21 protein-coding genes and 4 tRNA genes are annotated in these 20,903 nt (G+C 41.6%); 14 read left to right on the forward strand and 11 right to left on the reverse strand.

The genetic code is table 11. The annotated features are described in order from the left end of the window. Positions 1 to 3: 3 nt before the first annotated feature. Positions 4 to 936, reverse strand: a complete 933-nt coding sequence (locus ACIG3F_RS03005) for an IS5-like element ISAlw1 family transposase (RefSeq protein WP_396469340.1) — start codon at positions 934 to 936, stop codon at positions 4 to 6. 91 nt (positions 937 to 1,027) lie between these two features. Between ACIG3F_RS03005 and ACIG3F_RS03010 the strand changes: the two genes are divergently transcribed. After that, positions 1,028 to 1,462, forward strand: a complete 435-nt coding sequence (locus tag ACIG3F_RS03010) for a hypothetical protein (protein WP_071850857.1) — start codon at positions 1,028 to 1,030, stop codon at positions 1,460 to 1,462. 38 nt (positions 1,463 to 1,500) lie between these two features. On the opposite strand, the gene rnr is transcribed toward ACIG3F_RS03010, so the two are convergent. Continuing rightward, positions 1,501 to 3,948, reverse strand: coding sequence for a ribonuclease R (gene rnr, locus ACIG3F_RS03015; protein WP_253138830.1), 2,448 nt, complete (start codon positions 3,946 to 3,948; stop codon positions 1,501 to 1,503). 263 nt (positions 3,949 to 4,211) lie between these two features. On the opposite strand from rnr, the gene ACIG3F_RS03020 reads away from it, so the two are divergent. From ACIG3F_RS03020 to ACIG3F_RS03035, 4 genes are all read left to right on the forward strand, one after another. Then, positions 4,212 to 4,301, forward strand: a tRNA-Ser gene (locus ACIG3F_RS03020). Positions 4,302 to 4,317: 16 nt separating this feature from the next. Further along, positions 4,318 to 4,394: transfer RNA gene (locus ACIG3F_RS03025), tRNA-Arg, on the forward strand. A 49-nt stretch (positions 4,395 to 4,443) separates the two neighbouring features. Then, positions 4,444 to 4,520: transfer RNA gene (locus tag ACIG3F_RS03030), tRNA-Arg, on the forward strand. A 118-nt stretch (positions 4,521 to 4,638) separates the two neighbouring features. Then, on the forward strand, positions 4,639 to 5,244 hold the full coding sequence (locus tag ACIG3F_RS03035) for a dihydrofolate reductase family protein (RefSeq protein ID WP_114541580.1): 606 nt from the start codon (positions 4,639 to 4,641) through the stop codon (positions 5,242 to 5,244). 95 nt (positions 5,245 to 5,339) lie between these two features. On the opposite strand, the gene ACIG3F_RS03040 is transcribed toward ACIG3F_RS03035, so the two are convergent. Then, positions 5,340 to 6,203, reverse strand: coding sequence for an IS982 family transposase (locus ACIG3F_RS03040; protein WP_396469343.1), 864 nt, complete (start codon positions 6,201 to 6,203; stop codon positions 5,340 to 5,342). A 314-nt stretch (positions 6,204 to 6,517) separates the two neighbouring features. On the opposite strand from ACIG3F_RS03040, the gene ACIG3F_RS03045 reads away from it, so the two are divergent. Then, positions 6,518 to 6,594, forward strand: a tRNA-Arg gene (locus ACIG3F_RS03045). Positions 6,595 to 6,699: 105 nt separating this feature from the next. Here ACIG3F_RS03045 and ACIG3F_RS03050 read toward each other — a convergent pair. Beyond that, positions 6,700 to 7,998 (reverse strand): SRPBCC family protein, encoded by a 1,299-nt coding sequence (locus ACIG3F_RS03050; RefSeq protein WP_396469345.1) that lies wholly within the window; start codon positions 7,996 to 7,998, stop codon positions 6,700 to 6,702. A 158-nt stretch (positions 7,999 to 8,156) separates the two neighbouring features. On the opposite strand from ACIG3F_RS03050, the gene ACIG3F_RS03055 reads away from it, so the two are divergent. Further along, positions 8,157 to 8,654 (forward strand): hypothetical protein, encoded by a 498-nt coding sequence (locus ACIG3F_RS03055; RefSeq protein ID WP_396469346.1) that lies wholly within the window; start codon positions 8,157 to 8,159, stop codon positions 8,652 to 8,654. A gap of 37 nt (positions 8,655 to 8,691) precedes the next feature. Further along, entirely contained in the window at positions 8,692 to 9,333 is a 642-nt protein-coding gene (locus tag ACIG3F_RS03060; RefSeq protein WP_005108618.1) for a fumarylacetoacetate hydrolase family protein, read from the forward strand. Positions 9,334 to 9,385: 52 nt separating this feature from the next. Here the strand turns inward: ACIG3F_RS03060 and ACIG3F_RS03065 are convergent, their stop codons facing one another. Beyond that, entirely contained in the window at positions 9,386 to 10,207 is an 822-nt protein-coding gene (locus ACIG3F_RS03065) for an AraC family transcriptional regulator (RefSeq protein ID WP_396469348.1), read from the reverse strand. A gap of 104 nt (positions 10,208 to 10,311) precedes the next feature. Between ACIG3F_RS03065 and ACIG3F_RS03070 the strand changes: the two genes are divergently transcribed. Together ACIG3F_RS03070 and yddG are read left to right on the forward strand one after the other, a co-directional pair. After that, positions 10,312 to 11,250: a DMT family transporter gene (locus tag ACIG3F_RS03070; protein WP_005108620.1), complete on the forward strand. Its 939-nt coding sequence runs from the start codon at positions 10,312 to 10,314 to the stop codon at positions 11,248 to 11,250. Next, entirely contained in the window at positions 11,247 to 12,134 is an 888-nt protein-coding gene (gene yddG / locus ACIG3F_RS03075) for an aromatic amino acid DMT transporter YddG (protein ID WP_004281450.1), read from the forward strand. The genes ACIG3F_RS03070 and yddG overlap by 4 nt, the downstream gene beginning before the upstream one ends. A 29-nt stretch (positions 12,135 to 12,163) precedes the next feature. On the opposite strand, the gene ACIG3F_RS03080 is transcribed toward yddG, so the two are convergent. Continuing rightward, on the reverse strand, positions 12,164 to 13,411 hold the full coding sequence (locus ACIG3F_RS03080) for a YihY family inner membrane protein (protein WP_004645086.1): 1,248 nt from the start codon (positions 13,409 to 13,411) through the stop codon (positions 12,164 to 12,166). Positions 13,412 to 13,524: 113 nt separating this feature from the next. Between ACIG3F_RS03080 and wrbA the strand changes: the two genes are divergently transcribed. Then, a complete protein-coding gene (wrbA, locus tag ACIG3F_RS03085) occupies positions 13,525 to 14,121 on the forward strand; it encodes an NAD(P)H:quinone oxidoreductase (RefSeq protein ID WP_396469365.1) in 597 nt (198 codons plus the stop codon). Between the two features lie 47 nt (positions 14,122 to 14,168). Here wrbA and ACIG3F_RS03090 read toward each other — a convergent pair whose 3' ends face one another. Together ACIG3F_RS03090 and ACIG3F_RS03095 are read right to left on the reverse strand one after the other, a co-directional pair. After that, entirely contained in the window at positions 14,169 to 14,594 is a 426-nt protein-coding gene (locus tag ACIG3F_RS03090) for a hypothetical protein (protein ID WP_171065910.1), read from the reverse strand. A 967-nt stretch (positions 14,595 to 15,561) separates the two neighbouring features. Continuing rightward, entirely contained in the window at positions 15,562 to 15,642 is an 81-nt protein-coding gene (locus tag ACIG3F_RS03095) for a hypothetical protein (RefSeq protein ID WP_396469366.1), read from the reverse strand. Positions 15,643 to 15,916: 274 nt separating this feature from the next. Between ACIG3F_RS03095 and ACIG3F_RS03100 the strand changes: the two genes are divergently transcribed. Next, positions 15,917 to 17,122 (forward strand): CsgG/HfaB family protein, encoded by a 1,206-nt coding sequence (locus ACIG3F_RS03100; RefSeq protein WP_396469350.1) that lies wholly within the window; start codon positions 15,917 to 15,919, stop codon positions 17,120 to 17,122. Positions 17,123 to 17,206: 84 nt separating this feature from the next. After that, positions 17,207 to 17,881: a hypothetical protein gene (locus tag ACIG3F_RS03105; protein WP_396469352.1), complete on the forward strand. Its 675-nt coding sequence runs from the start codon at positions 17,207 to 17,209 to the stop codon at positions 17,879 to 17,881. Positions 17,882 to 18,192: 311 nt separating this feature from the next. On the opposite strand, the gene ACIG3F_RS03110 is transcribed toward ACIG3F_RS03105, so the two are convergent. From ACIG3F_RS03110 to ACIG3F_RS03120, 3 genes are all read right to left on the reverse strand, one after another. After that, a complete protein-coding gene (locus tag ACIG3F_RS03110; protein WP_005094083.1) occupies positions 18,193 to 18,768 on the reverse strand; it encodes a xanthine phosphoribosyltransferase in 576 nt (191 codons plus the stop codon). A gap of 88 nt (positions 18,769 to 18,856) precedes the next feature. Continuing rightward, positions 18,857 to 19,570 (reverse strand): DUF3108 domain-containing protein, encoded by a 714-nt coding sequence (locus tag ACIG3F_RS03115; RefSeq protein WP_071850839.1) that lies wholly within the window; start codon positions 19,568 to 19,570, stop codon positions 18,857 to 18,859. Positions 19,571 to 19,729: 159 nt separating this feature from the next. Then, on the reverse strand, positions 19,730 to 20,416 hold the full coding sequence (locus ACIG3F_RS03120) for a hypothetical protein (protein ID WP_044113162.1): 687 nt from the start codon (positions 20,414 to 20,416) through the stop codon (positions 19,730 to 19,732). A 267-nt stretch (positions 20,417 to 20,683) separates the two neighbouring features. Here ACIG3F_RS03120 and ACIG3F_RS03125 point away from each other — a divergent pair. Continuing rightward, positions 20,684 to 20,903: transposase (locus tag ACIG3F_RS03125; RefSeq protein ID WP_396469355.1), on the forward strand; the 220-nt coding region annotated here is incomplete at its 3' end.

Raw genomic sequence — 20,903 nt, forward strand, 5'->3', positions numbered from 1 at the left:
AATTTAAGACACAACTCGGGTATGAGGTCGGCCTAATTCCGTAAATTTATTTAATACTGCCACACGTGCATGAATCTCATTGACTTGGCTTTGAAAGTTTCTCGCACTGAGTTTATCCCCCAATAATTTGATGCAATGCATCTTGGTTTCAACCAAACTGCGCCGATGGTAACCTGACCATTTTTTCCATATTATTCTTCCTAAATGCTTAACTGTTCGAAGTAATTCATTTCGCTCTCGCGAATGAACTTTTGTATCTTTCCAAGGTCTCGCATTTTTCCTAGGTGGAATCACTGCATGCGCTTGCCGATCTGCAATGACCTGACGGCATTGTTTTGTGTCATAAGCCCCATCTGTATAGACTGAATCAATCTGTTCATCCAATGGGATTTGATTTAGTAAATCACCAAGGACTTGCGAATCACTCACATTGTTGGTCGTGAGTTGAACTGATCGTATTTGTAGGGTTTCAGCATCTATACCGATATGAAGTTTTCGCCATTGGCGACGATATTCAGGCTGATGTTTCTTGCGTTTCCATTCACCTTCACCTAAAAACTTTAAACCAGTAGAGTCCACAAGTAGATGTAGTCCATCACTACTTTTTTGATAGCCAATTACAAGATCAATATGCTTTTGTCTTCTGCAAATGGTGGAATAATCTGGCGCTGTCCAATCTAAACCACAAAGCTTAATGAGACTTTTCACAAAGCCAGTGACCATACGTAAAAAGAGTCGAAATAAGGATTTAATCATTAAACAGCATTGGATGGCTGTATCTGAATAAGTTTGATTTCGACCATGTTTACCTTTGGGTTGAGCGTACCATTGAGTCTTGGGATCAAACCAAATCGAAATGTTTCCTCGATTAATTAAGGCTTGATTGTATTTGGACCAGTTGATTGTACGGTAGATATTAGGTGGAGGCTTCTTCATTCGGAAATTATATTGCTGAATTAGACCTTACGAACAGCTTTGTGCAACAAAGCCTTATGATAATGATCTAGATAAAGGAGCATTTGCCACGATGATGAGTTGGTCAGCTACCTTATTTATTGGTTATGCAGGTTACATTTTATTAGATAAATGGAAAGAACAAGAAAATAGAAAAGTTGAAAGAGATGAAATTATTTTTGCTTACAAACAATTAGTTGGGTGGACAACTAAAACTTTAGATTTATCTCATAAACCTGAATGGAAAAAATCTGATTTTAATGAAATGAAAGAATCATACTATCAAGTATATGCAATTTTAGTTCTTATTGAGAACCTTTCTGATAAATCAGAATTTATTTTAATTTCTAAAAAATTTACAGATATTTATAACAAGATTATTGATGCAAAAATCGAGCAAATAGATGAAAAATTAGACCAAAATGTTTGTGAAGAGAAAATCAAGAATCATATAGCAGATGTAGATAAAATTTATTCTAAATTATTATCTTCTGTTCGTATTGAATAAAAAAGAGCGCCGTAGCACTCTTTTTAAACCGTCAAAAATTATTCAGTCTTGGCTTTTGCATTCGACTTTTTCTTTTTGACCTTGGCCTTTTTCTTTACTTTATCTTTAACCTTTGCTTCAGACTTTCCTGCAGATGGTTTAGCAGACTTTTTACTGTAAGAGCTGGGTTTTCCTTTTCCTTTTTTGCGTCGTATGGGCTGTTCTCCATCGGTGCTCAGGTTGGATTTAGATTCACGTTCATTGTTGCCGAACACTTCTTCGGTTGCTGCTGGACGTGATACTGGTTTTTTCTCGCTCACGCGCGGTGCACGGGCACGAACTGCACGGCCGGCATGACTGAGTTGTTGCACCAGTTCAAAGTCGATCTTGCGTTCTTCCAGATTGACACCGGCAACCTTGATTTTGACTTCATCACCCAGACCAAAGACCTGACCACGGTTCTGGCCGATCAGATTCTGGCTGCTTTGATCAAAGACAAAGAAGTCATCGCCTAGCTGGCTGACATGCACCATACCATCGACATACAGGTCTTTTAGCGTGACAAACAGGCCAAATTCTGCCGTTGCACTAATAATGCCGACAAATTCTTCACCCAGATGCTGCTGCATATAATGGCATTTCAACCAGGTCGTTACCGAGCGTGATGCTTCATCTGCACGACGTTCTGTGGCAGAGAAATGGTCACCAGCTTCATCTAAAGCACCACCTGAAAGTGGAGATGGCTTGTTATTTAAATGTGCTTTGATTGCACGATGCAATAACAGATCCGGATAACGGCGAATTGGTGAAGTGAAATGTGTATAGGCTTCATAAGCCAGACCATAATGGCCTGCATTACTCGCACCATAGTAAGCCTGCATCATGGAGCGTAATAACACCGCATGAATACTTGGTGCATCAATCCGTTCTTTGGTCGCTTCAATCACCGCCTGATAATCTTTCTGAGTCGGCTGTTCCGGGAAATTCAAACCCAGCAGCTTGACGAAGTCACGGACTTTCTGGATACGTGAGAACTCAGGTGGCTCATGCACGCGGTACAACATTGGCATTTCATTTTTCAATGCATATTCTGCGGCTGCCACGTTGGCCAGCAACATACATTCTTCAATCAGCTTATGCGCATCATTACGGCTACGCGGCAAAATTTCTTTAATTCCGCCCAGTTCGTCGAAGGTCATGTAAGTTTCGACGGTTTCAAATTCCATGGCATGGCGTTCAGCACGTAAACTTTTAAGAACTTGATAAAGCTGGAACAGGGTGTTGATCGACTTGCGAACTTCACGGTCTTCGGTAATGGCTTGACTGTCACCTTCCAGATACTGTGCGACCTGATCATAGGTCAAACGTGCCTTGGAATGCATAACAGATGGATAGAACTCAAAACCGGTAACACGGCCAGCACGTGACAGTTTTAAATCACAGACCATACATAGGCGGTCAACATTCGGATTTAACGAACACAGGCCATTCGACAATGCTTCAGGCAGCATCGGTAAAACAAAGTGCGGGAAGTAGACTGACGTCCCGCGTTCCTGCGCTTCATCATCCAGCGGTTTGCCTGGACGCACATAATGGCTGACATCGGCAATGGCCACGACCACACGATAGCCACCACCCGGACGTTTTTCGGCATAAACGGCATCATCAAAGTCACGTGCATCTTCACCGTCAATAGTAACTAAGGCTAAATCACGCAGATCCACACGACCTTCATGGTCTTTGGCCGTTGGTTCTTTAAAGCTCTCGGCTTCTTTAACCACTTCTTCCGGGAATTCATAAGGCAAACCATATTCTAAAATGGTTTGTGGAATGATGATTTCAGTATCGGCCTTGTCTGCCATGGACTGCACAATATGCCCAGTCGCGAATTCTTCACGGGTCGGATAGGTATCAATCGCCACACGAATCGAGTCACCCAGATTGACCTGGGCATGTTCGATCAGTTCTTTTTCAAGGGTGATTGGCTGATGTGCATTCGGGTTGGCTGGCTGGATAAAGTATTCACCATCATACTCTGACACTTTACCAATGATCTGTTTGACACGATGCTGCACAACTTCAGTAATATAGCCCCAGGCCTTACCTTTACGGTCTACCGAAGTCTGACGCACTTTAACGCGGTCACCATTAAAGACCAGACGCAGTTCACGCTCAGCCAATAATAGGTCATCCTGGCCGGAAATGTTGGCAGTTCCCATCCCTCGGGAATTGATATAAACCGTCGCTTCGGATTCAGGTTGCTCGACGGCAATCTGAAACTTGTAGCCGTCTTTCATCAGTTGCCCGTCACGCACCATCGCAATTAAACGATGGCTCAGGGCATCAATACTTTTTTGATCTGCAATTTCAAAATGTTCGACCAGGTCTGCATGGGACTGGGCATTGTTCTTTTCGATGGTTTCTAAAATGAGCGTGCGGCTAGGGATAGGGTTGTCATAACGTTCGGCTTCAGCTTTTGCTTCAGGATCGACCCAGTTTTTCATCATGTCTTTAAATTTATCTTAGGAGATAGGTTTAGCATAAAACATGTATGCGCAGACTGCACGTAAATGATTGCAATAATCCATTTAAGTTTTCAATTTTCTGTTAATTTTCGATAACTGGAAATTTATGCAGTTTTTTTGCCATCAAAATGCGCGAAAAATCGAGGAATTGCTTAAAAAGTATTTAAACGAGCAAAAATATGCACTTTTTTTTGATGCTGCGCTTGCAGTGCCATGCCGAAATTTGTATTATGGCCGCACGTTACGGTGAGATGGGTGAGTGGCTGAAACCACGTCCCTGCTAAGGACGCATACGGGTAACTGTATCGAGGGTTCGAATCCCTCTCTCACCGCCACGCTTACTTATGTCGCGCGCTCATAGCTCAGCTGGATAGAGCACTTGGCTACGAACTAAGGGGTCGGGAGTTCGAATCTCTCTGAGCGCACCAAGTAAGTTAAGCAGAAAAAACGTATTGCCAACCGAGGCACACAAGTTACGCGCTCATAGCTCAGCTGGATAGAGCACTTGGCTACGAACTAAGGGGTCGGGAGTTCGAATCTCTCTGAGCGCACCAACTTGAACAATTAACCGCACATGTTGCGGTTTTTTTGTGCCTAAAATTTACAGAAACACCAGACAACACGTGCTAAAAATAAGTCTCAGGCGAGTGAATAAAAATAAAGGCAGTCGTGATGAGAAAAATCATTGTCCAGGAATTTTTGACCCTCGATGGCGTGATGCAGGGGCCCGGCGGCCCAGAAGAAGATATATCTGGTGGCTTTCAATATGGTGGCTGGGTGGCGCCGTATTTTAATGCGGAACCTGATCCGGCATTTGATGTCATTATGCAAAAATGGATGCAGCCCTCCGATATTCTTTTAGGGAAACATACTTTTCAGATTTTTGAATCTTACTGGCCCACACATACTGAAGACTGGCCGGGAATCAATGACGTCAATAAATATATTCTTTCTACTAGTCTGGAGCATTCCGACTGGCAAAATACCCTTTTTCTGAAAAGCATTGATGAGATAATCAATCTTAAAGCATCGGGAGAGGGGGATATTCGCGTGTATGGTAGTGCTGCAGTGGTACAGACACTTTTCAAATATGAGCTTGTGGACGAACTTCGTCTGCTGACTTTTCCAATTATACTCGGTGTTGGCAAACGCCTGTTTAGCCATGAATCAATACCCGCCGCTTTTCAATTGATAGATCATCTGGCCAGCTCAAATGGTATTGTGTTTACGCATTATCAAAGGGCAGGAGAAGTAAAGACTGGAACAATAGGCGAGTGATAAAGTGTACAAGGATGATGGTCGTTTTATATTTGAATTCTATTCTGGCTGAATACCTGGTTAAGAATACTTAACCTGAGTTCGATGAAATCCACTTAACCTTTTAGCATATTTTGGAAAGTTGGCTTATTGGGGTTCAAACAATAAGCCACTACAGCAGCCATGATATTCACCATGAAGTTATTTACCGAACGATGACGTGAATGTTCAAGTTGATGTAAATTTTTTAATTGATCATTCACTGTTTCGATCAATCCTCTTCTGCAAAGTAATTGTTTTTCTTCTTCAGTTTGGATGGATTTATTTTTCATATTCCGACGTGATGGGGTCAATATTTTCAGTCCTCTTGCTGCTAAAGCTTCGGCTTTTGCTTTGCTCAAATAGCCTTTGTCTCCGAGTAGGATCCCATTTAATTCTTGAGTTAAAGATTCTAATATAGCAACATCATGAACATTTCCCGATGTCAGTTTGAGATTAATAATTTCACCTAAATTATTGATAACGAGATGTAATTTAAAACCATAAAACCAACCCGTACTACTTTTTCCACGACCGGCCAAGCCTTTAAATACACGATGCCTTTTAATCCGAAGATTATGGCAAACTACCAATTTAGTGGAGTCAATGATACTGATTCCCGTATCTTTTCCTTTCACCTGATGGAAGAAACAACTCAGAGCTTGCAAACAACGGGGCATGATTTCAATAAATCGGTTGTAGCTAAGCAGTTTAGGAAAAGCAGATTTCCAGAATGGAACGATCATTTGGCAATAAAAATATTTGAAGAATCTAAAACCGGATTGATGAAATAAAATGACAATGGTCATTGCTTCAGACAAGCTTAAAGCTGACTTTTTCAACCTGGTTTTTTGATCAGAAATTAAAGCTTTCTCTAAAGAGTCATTAAATTTTTTGCAGAAATCATCCAAAATACAAAATAATTCGGTAATATGATCCATTGAGAAGCCTTGTTTTATAACATTTTGTCTTGAGAACCAATATGTTACAAAAACAGGGCTTTTTTTCTACTCTTTTTTTATATCGAACTCAGGTTACTTAAGGCTGACCCATTGCGTAGTGATGGAATTTTTGGAAAATACAAGCCTCTTGATTGAATTAATTAAGTGTTTTTAGCTCTAAATCCGCAGAAATTTTCAGCAGAAAACTATAAATTTTGATACATCGTTTAATTACTGTACATTCAGTTGTGATTTTATTAAAAAACACTTAACAAGACTGAAAAAGCTCGTATAATGCACCCCATCAAGACGTCGCGCTCATAGCTCAGCTGGATAGAGCACTTGGCTACGAACTAAGGGGTCGGGAGTTCGAATCTCTCTGAGCGCACCAATCTTGATAAGAATTCTGAAAAAACCGCACGTTGATGCGGTTTTTTTACGTCTGTGATTTTTAACTATTTTTCATATAAAAAACCAATAACTCTCTGCTTCCTGCTCATCTTAATTTTTGCTGCACTTTCAGTGCATAAACGGTATTACCACCCACTGCTGGTAAAATATCATGATAGGGCATGCTACGCATGGCTCTTAATAAGAACGGCGCCTGATCGTGAATTTTCATACTGCTGGTGATTTGAAATAAGGTACCTTGTGACTGCGGCAATAAGCGCATACCACCTTTCACAAACTTCAAGTCACCGCCATTGGCATTGAACTGGTTTTGCAGGGAATCAGGTTGGTAAAAATGCATCTTAAAATTAAACGGGATCTGAATCACGCCCAAACCCACCGACACCTTATAGTTGGCATCTATATTCTGAGTATTGACCGGATTCAGTTCGACTTTCTTGATCTGCCGAGGAAAAAGCTGCTGCGTCGCTTCAGCCGCTAACCACGGTCGCAATTTTTCGACCGGATGCGCAAAATATTGATAGGTGCTGCTAAATCTTAAATTTTCTGAGGCTTTTCCTTCTTTAATCTGATAGTTCGGAAAAATGAAACTGACCGGTTGACCAGACTTTTGGCTGATCTGGGCAATTTTTTGTAGCTGTTGAGGGTTGAATCTAAGTTGCGGAATCGGAGTTACTAGTGCTGCTGTATGCTCGATTTTAAAGCGTTGTTGTAGTGCTTCCAGCAGAAATGCATTGGTACTCGGCGGAATGCCGAGTTTGGCTTCAGGTAGCGCATTCAGGATTTTACTGAATAAAAAGCCTTTGGGCTGGTTCAGGTCGCCCCATTGGGTGACAGTCACCAGCGTTCTATGCGGACCCAGTGCAAACCACTCCAGTTTTCCTGCACCATAGAGAATTGGCGCATCAATAATTAAGGTGCTGATGCTGTTTTCACCCAGATGATGCTGCATCACTACGGTTTCTTTAAAGTTCAAGACTGGAATCGGGGTCGGGATATGAACCTGATATTTAACCTGCTGAATCGAACCCTGCTGCTCCAGCACCTTGGCCGACTTTAAGGTCGGAAACAGACCGACATAATTCGGATAATGTTGCAGCAATTTTTCAACCTGAGCTTCAGCCACAGGCAATACTACAGCCGCACTATAAAACTGTGTCTTGCTGGCTGCATTACTGTTTAAGGTGGGAAGCTGAGTTTTACTGGTTGGATGCGCATAAATCAGAATCCGCTCGCCGGTTAATTCTGCCAGTTGCTGGGCATTGCCCTGATAAGCACTCAGACTGCTTGGTATTTCGGCATTCCAGGGAATAATCTTGGCCAGTGCTGGGACAGAAACTGCCAAACAAACACCGATGAGCATGCATTGCTTTAATTCTTTCATTCAACATCCTGTTGCGTATTTTTTGTTTTAATTGCTGTTTATTTAAAACCAAATGCACGTATTTCCAAAGCAAAGTTATGTAATTGATGCGACAGGCCATAAGCGCTATGGATATTTTGGTATAGTATTGGGCAAGATTTTATTTTTGATGTGATGCTATGACTGAGTCAGCACCGACTTTATCGACCCGTTATTTTCTGACTTTAGAAGAATCTCAGGATGGTTTTGCCCTGGCGACGTTTGGTAAAAAGCAGATTTCACGTTTTCTGACGCCTCTGGTCAGTATCGGGATCATCATCTGGGGTTTCTCGATGGGTTTTGATGGCGTCGGACGTTATTACGTGGCTTTGGGCGCATTCTTTCTGCTCCTGCAAGGTATTATGCGTTACTGGTTCCTGCCGATGATGTTTAAACGTCAGTTTGTTAAATATCAGTTTGGTAAAAGCGAACAGGGTATTGATCTGTATCAGGACTATGCGGAAATTTTTAATAATGATCGTAGCAAGCTGGTGCCATATAGTGAAGTGCAGAATTTTGCTGTCGGTAAACTCACTTATATGATGGAATTAAAAAACCGTACCGTGGTTATTGTGCCGAAGCGTGCATTTAAGGATGGCACTGAACAGAGTATGTTCGAGCATACATTTAAAAAATAATTCAGATATCTATAAAAGGAAAAGGGAAGTTTTGATCATGAGCACACGTCCATCCAAAATCGTTTGTGTGGGTCGCAGTTATGCCGATCATGCCAAAGAACTCGGCAATGCGATCCCTGATCGTCCGGTATTGTTCATCAAGCCACCGAGTGCCTTAAGTTCGCTCGAAGCAGGCATTGAGTGGAATCCGGAATGGGGCAATTGCCATTATGAATGTGAACTGAGTTTGCGTATTGACCGGACTTTAAGCAAAGAAAGCGATCCTGTGAAAGCACTTGAAGCTGTGGGTGCGGTGACTTTAGGTCTGGACTTAACTTTGCGTGATTTACAGGATGATCTCAAGAAAAAAGGCCAGCCTTGGGAACGTGCCAAAGCCTTTGATGGCTCTTGTCTGTTGTCGGATTGGGTACCTGTCGCCGATGTAGTCACTGACTGGAAAGATGTGCATTACACACTGCAAGTCAATGATGAGCTACGTCAAAAAGGTGATACCGCTTTATTGATTTTTGATATTGCTACCTTGCTGGCTGACATCAGTCAGGTCTTTACTTTGGAAGAAGGGGATGTGGTGATGACCGGTACCCCGGCAGGTGTTGCAGCATTGCATTCAGGCGATCAACTGAAAATGACCCTCAAAGGGCAGTCTCAGGATTATGTCTGGACGACTTTTGTGAAATAACCAAAACTTTGAATCAAAGGAGCCTATTGGCTCCTTTTTCATATGCATAATTTTAATCATTAGCAGTATAACGTTTGCGAAACTGATCTGGGGTGCTTCCCATCCAGCGTTTAAACATGCTGATAAATGCCGAGGCATTGGCATAGCCCAGATCAAAGGCAATGCTCTCGACACTATGCGCTGCATTTAATAAAGACATGGCCTGCATCACTTTCAGGCGTTGCCGCCATTCATGCAGTGACATTCCCAGTTCTTTCTGGCTATATCGCGCTAACGTCCGCTCGGTTAAATTGACGCGTTCGGCCAGTTGCTGCAGCGAGCTGTGATCTGCCGGATGCTGATGTAAATAATCTAAAATCTGTTTCAGCAATGCATGTTCTGAATGCGGTAGATAACTGCTGACCAGTTGGGCTTGCTGGAGCTGATCAAGCAGCACCTGTAGCAGACGCTGATATTCAGCTGAATTCTCGAATCCCGGATGATCTTGCTGATGCAGTTGTTTCAGGTGGGTAAATAAAGCAGTGACCAGAGGCGCACTGAGCAAGATACCCGGTTGAGTAGGGAGTTGGCTGCATAGTGATTCATGCACATACAGGGTGCCATGAGAAACTGCGGTACGGTTCAGACCACGATGCTCTAAATTCGGTGGGAGCCAGATGCCGTGAGGTGAAGGCGTCACATAATTTATATGATTAATATTCACTTCCATCACGCCATGAAAAGCATAGACAAATTCTCCCCAGGCATGGCCATGTAGCGGATAAACAGATTGCGCAGGATCTTCCCTGAAACTGATCCACAGAGGTGCTTTAATCAGATCATGGGTCGGAAGTTGCTTGAGCGAAGCTGAATCTGCTTGGATTTTTTTATGCATCACCGAAATTGCCTGAATAACACCATCATTTGTCTGTTTTGAAGTATATCTTTTATTTCTGACACTTTTATAGTGTACCTTCCAAATGAGCAACAGGACCGTATGTGAGCCAGCGTCAGGCATTAGATGCCAAAGCATCTGCCATCATGTTTGTATTGTGTATGTTGTGGGGTTTACAACAGGTGGTACTGAAGTGGGCCGCGAATGATATTTCAGCCCTGATGCAAATTGCCTTGCGTTCAGCCTTGTCTGCGCTGATGGTTTATCCCCTGATTCAGCAGAGCGTGCGCCGTCAACTCTGGAATGCACGCTATTTACCTGCAGGATTACTAGTCGGTGTGTTGTTTGCAACCGAATTCTATCTGATTGGTGAGGCACTGCGTTATACCTCAGCCTCGCATACGATTGTTTTACTTTATACCGCGCCGATTTTTGTGGCTTTGGGTTTACACTGGAAATTGCCGGCAGAGCGTTTGTCTTCTGTGCAATGGGGCGGAATATTTCTTGCCTTTAGCGGAATTGTAGTCAGCTTTCTGTTACGTCCACAGACAGAATCAACTTTACAAACTGATGCCTTGTGGGGAGATTTTCTGGCTTTGCTTGGCGGCGTATTCTGGGCAGCCACCACAGTCAGTGTACGTCTGAGCCGGCTGGCTGAAGCACCTGCAACCCAGACTTTGTTCTATCAATTATTGATAGGTGGAATGCTGTTATTGCCTCTGGCTGTTCTGACTGGACAAGCAGCCATTCAATGGACGGTGTTGTCTATTTCCAGTCTGGTTTTTCATACCGTGCTGATTTCCTTTGCCAGTTATCTGATCTGGTTCTGGATGCTGAAGCATTATCTGGCATCGCGTCTAGGGGTATTTTCCTTTTTGACCCCTGTATTCGGCATGCTGTTCGGCGTACTGATTCTGGATGAACATATCGAAATCAATTTTATTATCGGCACCTGTATGGTCATGCTGGGTGTGATTCTAGTGAGTTTGCAGGGATGGCTGAAAAAACCGAATATCAATAAAAGCATTCAAGAGCAAGCATGAAAATCTGGTCTGTAAATTTAGCGACCTGGATTGGTCTGTCTTCTATTCTGATCTGGGCCAGTCTGGTCGCCGTAGTGAAACTGATTACTGAATCCACCAGTGCAGTGCAGGGGATTGCTTTAATTTATAGTTTTAGCAGTCTGGCGATTTTTGCGTTCACCGGCTTTCCAAAAATCATGCAAATGTCCAAGCGTTATCTGCTCGGTTGTGGCGCTTTATTTGTGGCTTATGAGATTCTATTTCTGGTTGCTGTGGCATGGTCGGATAATCGTGAACAGGTGATGCTGATTGCCATGATCAATTATCTGTGGCCACCCTTGATGATTGTTTTTTCGATTTTTGCCCGACAGTTGCAGGCTCGCCTCTGGGTGATTCCAGGCTTTCTGCTCGCTGTGATGGGACTGATGCTGGTGGTCAATCCAGAAATCACTAATCTGCCGAAGTTTATGCAGGCTTTAGCTGAAAATCCTTGGGCCTATGGCTTTGCCTTTCTCGGCGCTTTGTTATGGCCTTGCTACTGCGTTCTAACTAGGACCTATGGCCGCGGACAAAATGGTGTACCGATTTTCTTTTTGGTCGCTGTAATTAGCTTATGGTTCTTACATTTAGGATTAAACGAACCTTTTATCATGCCCACATTCAAGCTATGGCTGGGAATTGCAGTGGTGGGTAGTCTGATTGGCATCGCCTATAGTAACTGGAATCAGAGTATGCAGTTCGGCAATATCAAGGTGCTGATTTTAGCCACCTATTTTATGCCGATTCTTTCTTCGGTCATGTCAATGCTGATTCTGGATGTCAGACCCGAACTCAGTTTTTGGATCGGGACGGGTTTGGTGACTGCAGGCGCTATAGTCTGCTGGAAATCTACCGCTATCAGTTAAAAAAAATCCTCTCAAGCGAGAGGATTTTTTTATTTATGTCGGAACAGTTCGGACAATGGAAAATTGAGTTTTTCTTCCAGATATTGATCGGTTTCCTGTAATCTAGGTGAGAAATTTTGCATCCAGATGTCATCAGTCTGGGCATTGGTGAGATGGTTTTTGCGTGGCAGTGGATAGGGTAATTGCAGATAAAAATTCCAGAAGCTGACCTGATCCAGATCACGAACCAGCACATATTCATTTTCATCGGTACGTTTGATCAAATTCTGCTTTTCAAACATGGCGACATAGCTCGGCCAGCGTCCAATTTCATCCCGGCCTAAGACCTCAAGTGCTTGGGCTTCACTGATGCTTTCACCAGTTTTCTGCTTTTTATAAAATAATTCTAACAGATCCAGCAGCATGACGATGGGATGGCGTTTATTGTCCTGCCCAGATTCAAACGCCGTCAGGGCATAGCTGATTTCAACCCCCAATAACACAATAATCCACGACAGATAAATCCAGAGCAGGAAAATCGGCACGGCGGCGAAGGCACCATAGACGATCTCATAGCTGGTAAAGTTTGACATGATATAGCCAAACAGATTTTTCAGCAGCTCAAACACCACGGCACTAAATAGACCGGCAATAAAGGCAGATTTAAGCGGTACACTGCGATTCGGGATGGTCCAGTTCAAAATGAAAAATCCGAGTACAGTCAAAGAAAAGGAAATCGCCCATAGGACAAAAGCGCCATCAAGCTCATAACCGGCAAAGTTATTGCTGAGAATGCTCATGGATGCCACGGTCGAAGAAATCACAAATGCACTGCCGAGTAAAATCGGCCCGAGCGAAATGATGGTCCAGTAACGCATAAAGCCCATAATTCCGCCCCGCGTTTCAGTCACGCGCCAAATGCGGTTAAACACCGTTTCGATACTGCTGAGCATCAATACTGTCGTCACAAACAAGAACAGAATACCAATGATGGTGAGATTGCTGGATTTATCGGTAAAGGCATTCAGGGCCTTATCAAAGGCAATTGTAGTTTTGGGTAAAAAATTACTATAGATCAGTTGTTGCAATTGCTGCCGCGCAGGTTCCAGCGCTTTAATGGAAGAGATAATTACCAGAAAAACCGTCAGCATCGGCACCACCGCAAACAGGGTAGTGTAGGTCAGGGAACCTGCCTGTTCGCGACAGCGGTCTGCTTCAAAGCGTCGAAGTACAAATAAAACAAATTGAAACCAGTGTTTTTCATAGAAAGGTAATTTCTTTAAATACTTAACAATCATCTGCATCCAATCTCAATTTTTTTAATCATCATGAATTTTCACCATCAGCTTAACCAAAAAACTTGCAAAGTATCGTATAGTTTTATTTTTTTAAGTAATGACTAAGAACCATGATGCAACCTTATGTCCTTGTTTTATATTACAGCAAATATGGCTCAACCAAAGAAATGGCGCATTTAATTGCCAATGGAATTGAAGCGACAGGCGTGGCAGTAAAAATCAGGACAGTTCCAAATATATCCAGCGTGGTAAAAGTCGCTGAACCCAGTATTCCGGCAGAAGGGGATATTTACTGTACTCTAGACGATCTGGCGCAGTGTGCCGGTTTGGCGCTTGGTTCACCGACCCGTTTTGGCAACATGGCTTCTGAAATGAAATATTTTTGGGATCAGACCACGAGTCTGTGGCTGAATGGAGCGCTACACGGTAAACCGGCTTGCGTGTTTACGGCATCAGGTTCCATGCATGGCGGACAGGAAAGTACTTTGCTGACCATGCTGCCGCCGTTGTTTCATCATGGCATGATGATTATGGGGCTCAGCAATGCAACACCGGCACTCTCGAATACCAAAACTGGTGGTACACCTTATGGTGCTAGTCATGTTAGCGGCCCACGGCATGATCAGGGCTTGAGTCAGGATGAAAAAATTCTGTGTGAAGTACAAGGCAAGCGTTTAGGTGAAGTGGTACTGAAACTCAATCGAGTCTGAAAAACACTCACAGGAAATGAAGGATGAACTTCATTTCCTGAATTTTATTAGGCTTCTTTTTGATCTTTTTGATCTTTTTGATCTTTTTGATCTTTTTGATCTTTTTGATCTTTTTGATCTTTTTGACTAAATCTGTATTTGCATTTCAGACATTGATAATCCTGAAACAGATTACGGTCGACAGAAACCCCAGCTTTTTTCCCCAGAAAATTACCGACCACACCGCCGGTAATTCCGACACTGATTGCACCGACAAAAGTGCCTACGGTTCCGCCGACAATCACACCTAAAGGTCCGGCTACCGTACCAATCGCAGCGCCAATGGATGCACCCGAAGCAGCGCCACCTACAGTCCCTGCAGTTGCACCCGCTGAACTCATGAGAATGCCGCCAATTTTCTTTAAATTCTGTTCATGATCGCGCTGTTCGATATCAGCTGAGCCACATTTAGGACATTGCATAGATTGTTCCATCAAGGATTGAGATGTGCTTGTTTTAGGTTTATCGGGAATAGGATTTGTGCCCTGATCAGCACTTATTCATAACATACAACAACACAGTATAAGCTCTGAATGCTCGAATCAGGGGCATTGCATATTGACTTGATTCTAGTTGAGTTCACGCTAAAACATTGTATTTCAGCTGTAAATATATGCCTTCTCTGTTGATTAAAGCAATTCTCAAACAGTCTTAAGAAAATGGCAAATCTCAAGATCATCAGAAATGTTCTTCTTTCATTATTCTAAAATTCTAAATATTGCGTCTTGAACAGACTATTTCTAGATTCGAGATGAAAAAGGAAGGAATATCGAAAAATATGCAAACAAGTTCTTATCGGGTCTATTTAAGTTTTCAGCCAAAATGCACCTGAATATTGGCGTTTCTTTATAAGTAACTTTCATTGTGATTGATTAATTATATTTTAAATAATGTGTGACATTTATTATTATTAAATAGAAGTTCCAATAAAATAAAAATTTACGACTTTTAAAATATAAAAAGCATGATAATTCTAATCTTTATTAGATAAATTTTTGATTATTACTAATATAAAAATTATATTATCTTAATCAAGTTTTTTATATAAAACTTATATTCAAAAAAAATTTATATAATGATTTCTTACAAATCACAAATAATAAACAAATATTAGACCTCTTGCGAAAGTATAGTTTTATCTAATTTTTGAATTGGCTAAAACCTCATAAAATATAGCTTTCGACTGCTTAAAATTTGACTAACGCAAGAATTCTATTTATTAATTAAAAACAATACTTTATATTTTTAAATGAAACAAAAAAATATGTGAATAGGGATTAGTTTTACATTTTATAATTTTATGTGATTTAATATTTTTTAGATAAATTTAATCTTACTTAAATGAAAAATTAAATAAATATCTTAAATCAGAGGATATTAAGATTATGAGAATATTAGTTATCAATCTGGGTTTATTATGTTTATGTTTTCTGAGTAACGCTTATGCCACTTCTGATGAGTGGACTCAGCGTTGGAAATCATCCAGTGCCCGTTCCAATGAGAATCTAGTTCAAGCTAATCTGATCGAACTCAAGGAGTCAGACTATTATTCCGGATTAGGTAAAACCACCGTTCATAGCACCTCAACCACTTCCATCGGCACGGTAAATACCCCGACCAACAATATCAATGTAGAGGGTACAGACAACAATATCGATATTACGAGTGAATTGCTGAATGAAGCCCCAGTCAATTCAAATACCAACCAAAATCCTCAGCGCTGTCTTAATTTGAGTAACAGACCAGGAGAATCACAATGCTGAATTTCTCCTTGACCAGAAGAAATATATCTTTCGTGAGTGCCACTGTCCTTTTCAGCTCTTTTTTAACAGGCTGCACGGGTTTAGCGCCCTCAAACAAGAAGCCAGTTAGCCTGGTACAAGGCCCCCCAATTACCGATATTTTTACCCCTTTTGATATGGCTTTATCCTGCCTAAAAGGACAATTACGTAGTGATGTGAGTTTCTCCGTGGGGGCAATTCTGGATCAAACCGGTAAGGATGTAGTTACCAATGGTGGTAGCGGAAAAATGGTGACCCAAGGTGCGGGAGATATGGTGCAATCTGCCTTGTTTCAGGCAGGGGTAAGCTTAATGAACCGGCGTGATCCCCGGATTATCGAAAGCGAAGCCAAGTGGGGCATTCGTGATCCAAGACAAATCCAGGCTTCTGATTATTATGTGACAGGCAGTATTAACAGTCTGGATTTTATTCCGGGTGGTGGTTTTGACATGCAGATCGCTGGTGTCGGTCCGAATTATAGTCAAACCCGGATTATGGTCGGTCTGGATTTATCTTTGACTGATACCCGCAGCAGTAAAGTCGTGGGCAATGTTTCATTGCAGAAGCAAATTGCTGCACAGGATTATGGCTTAAGTGCAGGCAGATTCGCTGGTCGTACACTCTTAAATATTCAGATTGGAAAAGGAGAACGAGAGGCAACTAACTTTGCCTTGCGGCAAATGTTGAATCTGGCCACTTTTGAATTGCTGAGTCAGGTTGTCCCACCCGCCGTATTTGAAAGTTGCCGTGCGCAGATACCGCCAGAGTTTGGTCAATTGAACTTAACCCGAAGTTCTGTCGCTCTGCATAAATACAAGAAAAACCAGCAACAAAATAGTACAGCTTCAAGCAGTGTTGTTCAGGAGTCAGTCTCAAGCCAGGCAGACTCATCTAATGAAAAAAATAAGTCAACCAACTCACCGAGCAAAGATACGAAACCGCCAAAACAGAAAGAGTCCGAGGTGATTCAAAACCCTGAAGCAGAGCCTGAAATGAGCAAACAGGACTTGATTAAATATATTAGCAAGAAGCAGCATCCACCTTCTTCAAATGAAAAGAATGAAGAAAAAGATACTCAAGAAAAGGCTGATAAAGAACAAGAAGATGAAAAAACCACAACGCTATGGGAGGCCAATCCTGAGGTGGTCGAAAATTACTGGTCTAGCACCCAGCGTGATTAAAAATATTTAAAAATGGGCTCGCTCCCATTATAAGAAGGAGTACTTAGCGAGAGGTACTTCAAAACAAAAGTAGGAAGAACAACGATGAAAAACACGATCAAAAAAATCGCTTTATCCGTCGCCTTTCTGTCTAGCGCAGGTATGGCATATGCCCAAGGAGATGAAACACCTACTGACGTCACCCTAGATACAGGCTTGCAAGCTACCTTGGATTCTATTTCTCAGCAGGTTGAAAATGGTTCTGCTTTGAATCTTGCAGTGAATACAGGTGATGTTGATGCAAGCGTTGATTTAGAAGCAATTGCAGAAGCTACAAGAGAAGCACCAGAGGCCATTAGTTCAATTGAAGGTACAATTGAAACTACTGCGATTGGTGCCGCGAATACAGGTAGTATCAGTATTGAGCAGGGTAGCTACAATAAGGTGGTATCAGACATATCAGATGCCACGGATAACTACGACTACAGTGCAGTAACCAGTGCAACTAATAATTCTGAAACTCTAGAGGAGCTATCAGAGGTTTCGGATAGTTCAGATATCTCGGAAGTTATAAGTTCGACACTGAGTACTGACTATAGTGAGGAAATCAATGAAACTTTAAGCAATTATAGTGTAGCGAATATTGCCTATAATGCGGGTGCTATTGATGCATCTGTCAGTGCTATTTCAGAAGGAACTCAAACTGCTATTAACAACAGCATCACAACTACCGCTATCGGTGCTGTGAATAGCGGTAGTATCACTGTGACTGTTAAATAAACTCTTTTTTCGAGGTGAACACAGGTCTAACTATTGGCAGATAGTTAGGCCTCTTTATTTTATAATAACATCCACATAAATTGTTGTTTATTCATCGGATAAAAAAGTACTTATTGTTTGACACTCTCTATTTCAGAAATTGAGTAGTCTGGAGCTTAAGATTAAGTCATTTATCTAGGATCAAATCTGGAAGAATAAATAAGAATTTAGGCTGAGCTATAGCCGAGTTTTGGATATTTTAAATTTATATCATCAGAAAAACGCAATAAAAAAAGAGCGCATCAGCGCTCTTTTGAAATTCATTGGCGAGCTTAGTCGCGAACAAATTCAACTGTGCCATTTGCTAAAGACTTCACACGTGCCAGTGATTCCACACGGTAGCCTTTTTCAAGCAGCAGATCACGACCTGGCTGGAATGATTTTTCAATCACAATGCCAATACCGACTACTTCTGCATTTGCCTGATGAATCAGGTCTGCAAGACCTAAAGCTGCTTGACCATTAGCCAAGAAATCATCGATCACTAAAACCTTGTCGGTTGAGCTGATGTGTTTATTTGAAATCGCGATCGTGCTTTCAGTTTGTTTGGTAAATGAAAAGACTTTAGAACGATATAAATCATCTTTCAGGGTCAGAGACTGGTATTTACGTGCAAAGATCACCGGTACGCCAAGCTCTAGGCCGGCCATTACGGCAGGTGCAATACCTGATGCTTCAATCGTAATAATTTTGGTAATACCAGCATCCTTAAACAGACGCGCAAATTCTTGACCAATCAGTTGCATCATGACTGGATCAATCTGATGGTTTAAGAAAGAGTCTACTTTCAAAACTTCTTCAGAGAGGACGATGCCTTCAGCCAAGATTTTCTGTTCTAGTGCATGCACGGGAGAATCCTCAAGAGCAGGTGCTTTTTCAAGCAAAAGCGTATTGTAAAAAGCACCCGGAAAAAATCAAGTGAAATTCGCCAAAAACTTAGTTGCTTGCACCTTTATAGTCAGTTAACAGTAAACCATAGGAGGTTTTCTTGTCGACATGCGAAACTTTGACTGGAAGATAGTCAAGTTTTGGTGCCAGCCAGAAAATGGTTTCACGACCTGGTTTGCTATGTTTCATCACCACTTTAATGGTATTAAAAGATCCGTATTTGGTACTTATAGTCTCTGAACCCTGTTTGACAAACTTGCGGCCTTCAACTTCTTTAGCATCAGCGATGTAGTAATTTGCTTTCAGGCCTGAATTTTTTAAATCTTCACGGATCTGCAATTCCGCATTCAACTCATCCAGAACATCTGCTCTCCAGGCAAAAGAACGTTTTTCATCATCTTTCTTGGTACTGATAGTTTTGCTGGAAGGATTGAAATTAATACTCATAGTGTTGTTATGCACCAATACTTTACTACTGCGACTGAAACTGCTTGAGCCGATCTTGCCATTATTAAAAGTAAAGCGGCTGGTTTCGGTTGCAGAGGCAATCCCTCCAGCTTTTGCAGCAAAGACATAAGTCCAGTTATTGCCAGATTTACTTAGAGTCCGTGTTGCAGAACCCATGTTCTTGCCATTATAGCTAAATTGATAACTGGCCTGAAAAGGAGTCATGGCAAAAGCCTGGCTAGAAATACCAGTGAACAGTATCGCGCTGCTCAGACCCGTGGTCATCACTAAAGTTTTGAATACAGTCTTCGCCATCAGTTATTTTCCTATATTGGTTAAACGGGCAAAAAATATCATTTATTGCACCCTTTATTATTTGGGCAAAATATGGAAGTTGAAGGGATATTTCTGCCAAAAATGTATATTTCATGTAGTTTTATGGAACTTTTGTTCAAAAACTACGTTTGACATGATTTAAGAAGGATCTTTCTGTTTGATAGGGGTGACCCGGTTGTCATCCATCTTGTCTTCATCCCAGTTCTCTTCCTGATCTTGGGAAAGTTTTCTAAACAGGGCGGCCAGATTGACATTGCCAATCACCACCAGTTCGGCTTCCCGTAGCACTGCATGATTCACGTGAACTTTGCCCAAGGTATCAATGACCGATCGGCTTTTGCCTAACCAGCGATTTAAATCCAGATAGAGCAAGTCATCGATGACTTTAATTACCCCCAGTTTTTCCAGAATCATTCCCAACGGATCTTTATTCAAGACACGTTGATAGAAGAACAAGCCGAAACGCACGCCAAGTTTATACAGCATATTTGGATATTTGGCTTCAATCAGCTGGGTATCACTAATTTGCTCGAAAACGATCAACTGGGTGGTTTTATTCAATTCCATCTGTACCAGTTTCAAATCAACCGATAAAGTGACAATCAGGCCTTTATAATCCAGGGTTGCGTAGAGACGCAGCCAGTCTTCATGTAAATCTGCGTGTAAGTCTTTCAAGGCATCGACATTGTCTGTGACAAAGCGCTGAAAAGTTGCATTCAGGAATACTTGCGATAGGGGAAATTCACGCTCATCTTCAATAAATCCTTCCGCCCTCTGATACACTTGGCGGATTCGGTTGGAAATATTGGAAATTAGCGTTTGCATACTGAAGCGTCCTGGCAACTTTATTTTTGACTCGGGATGTATCTTGTCGAATTGTATGAAAAATACAAGCGTTCATGCTTGAAGTTTAGCAAAATAAATAGCACCATTTTTATAGTTTTAGTTATGTAACGTTGAAGATTTGATGGATTTGGCATTTTAAAAAGATAAATGACGAATCCGTTTATTTTTAGGGTCTGTTGACATTTACTGTTCAAAAAAATAGCGAGAAAGTAAAATTTAATCGCCAAACTAAATTTACTTCTCGCTATGCCTCGTACAATGCTGAATGATCAACACTGGTCTAAGTTACTTTCTATTTTCCGAAATTTTGATATCTATTTCAAATCTAATTTGAGAAATTTTGTCGAAGCAATACTTTATAGAATAAGAACAGGCTGCCCATGGCGTGATTTGCCTAAAGAATTTGGTTCGTATAACTCAATCTTTAAAAAATATAATCGTTGGTGTAATGTTGATATGTTAATGA

This window comes from Acinetobacter sp. NPDC052428 (assembly GCF_044547685.1).
GTDB lineage: Bacteria > Pseudomonadota > Gammaproteobacteria > Pseudomonadales > Moraxellaceae > Acinetobacter > Acinetobacter lwoffii_G.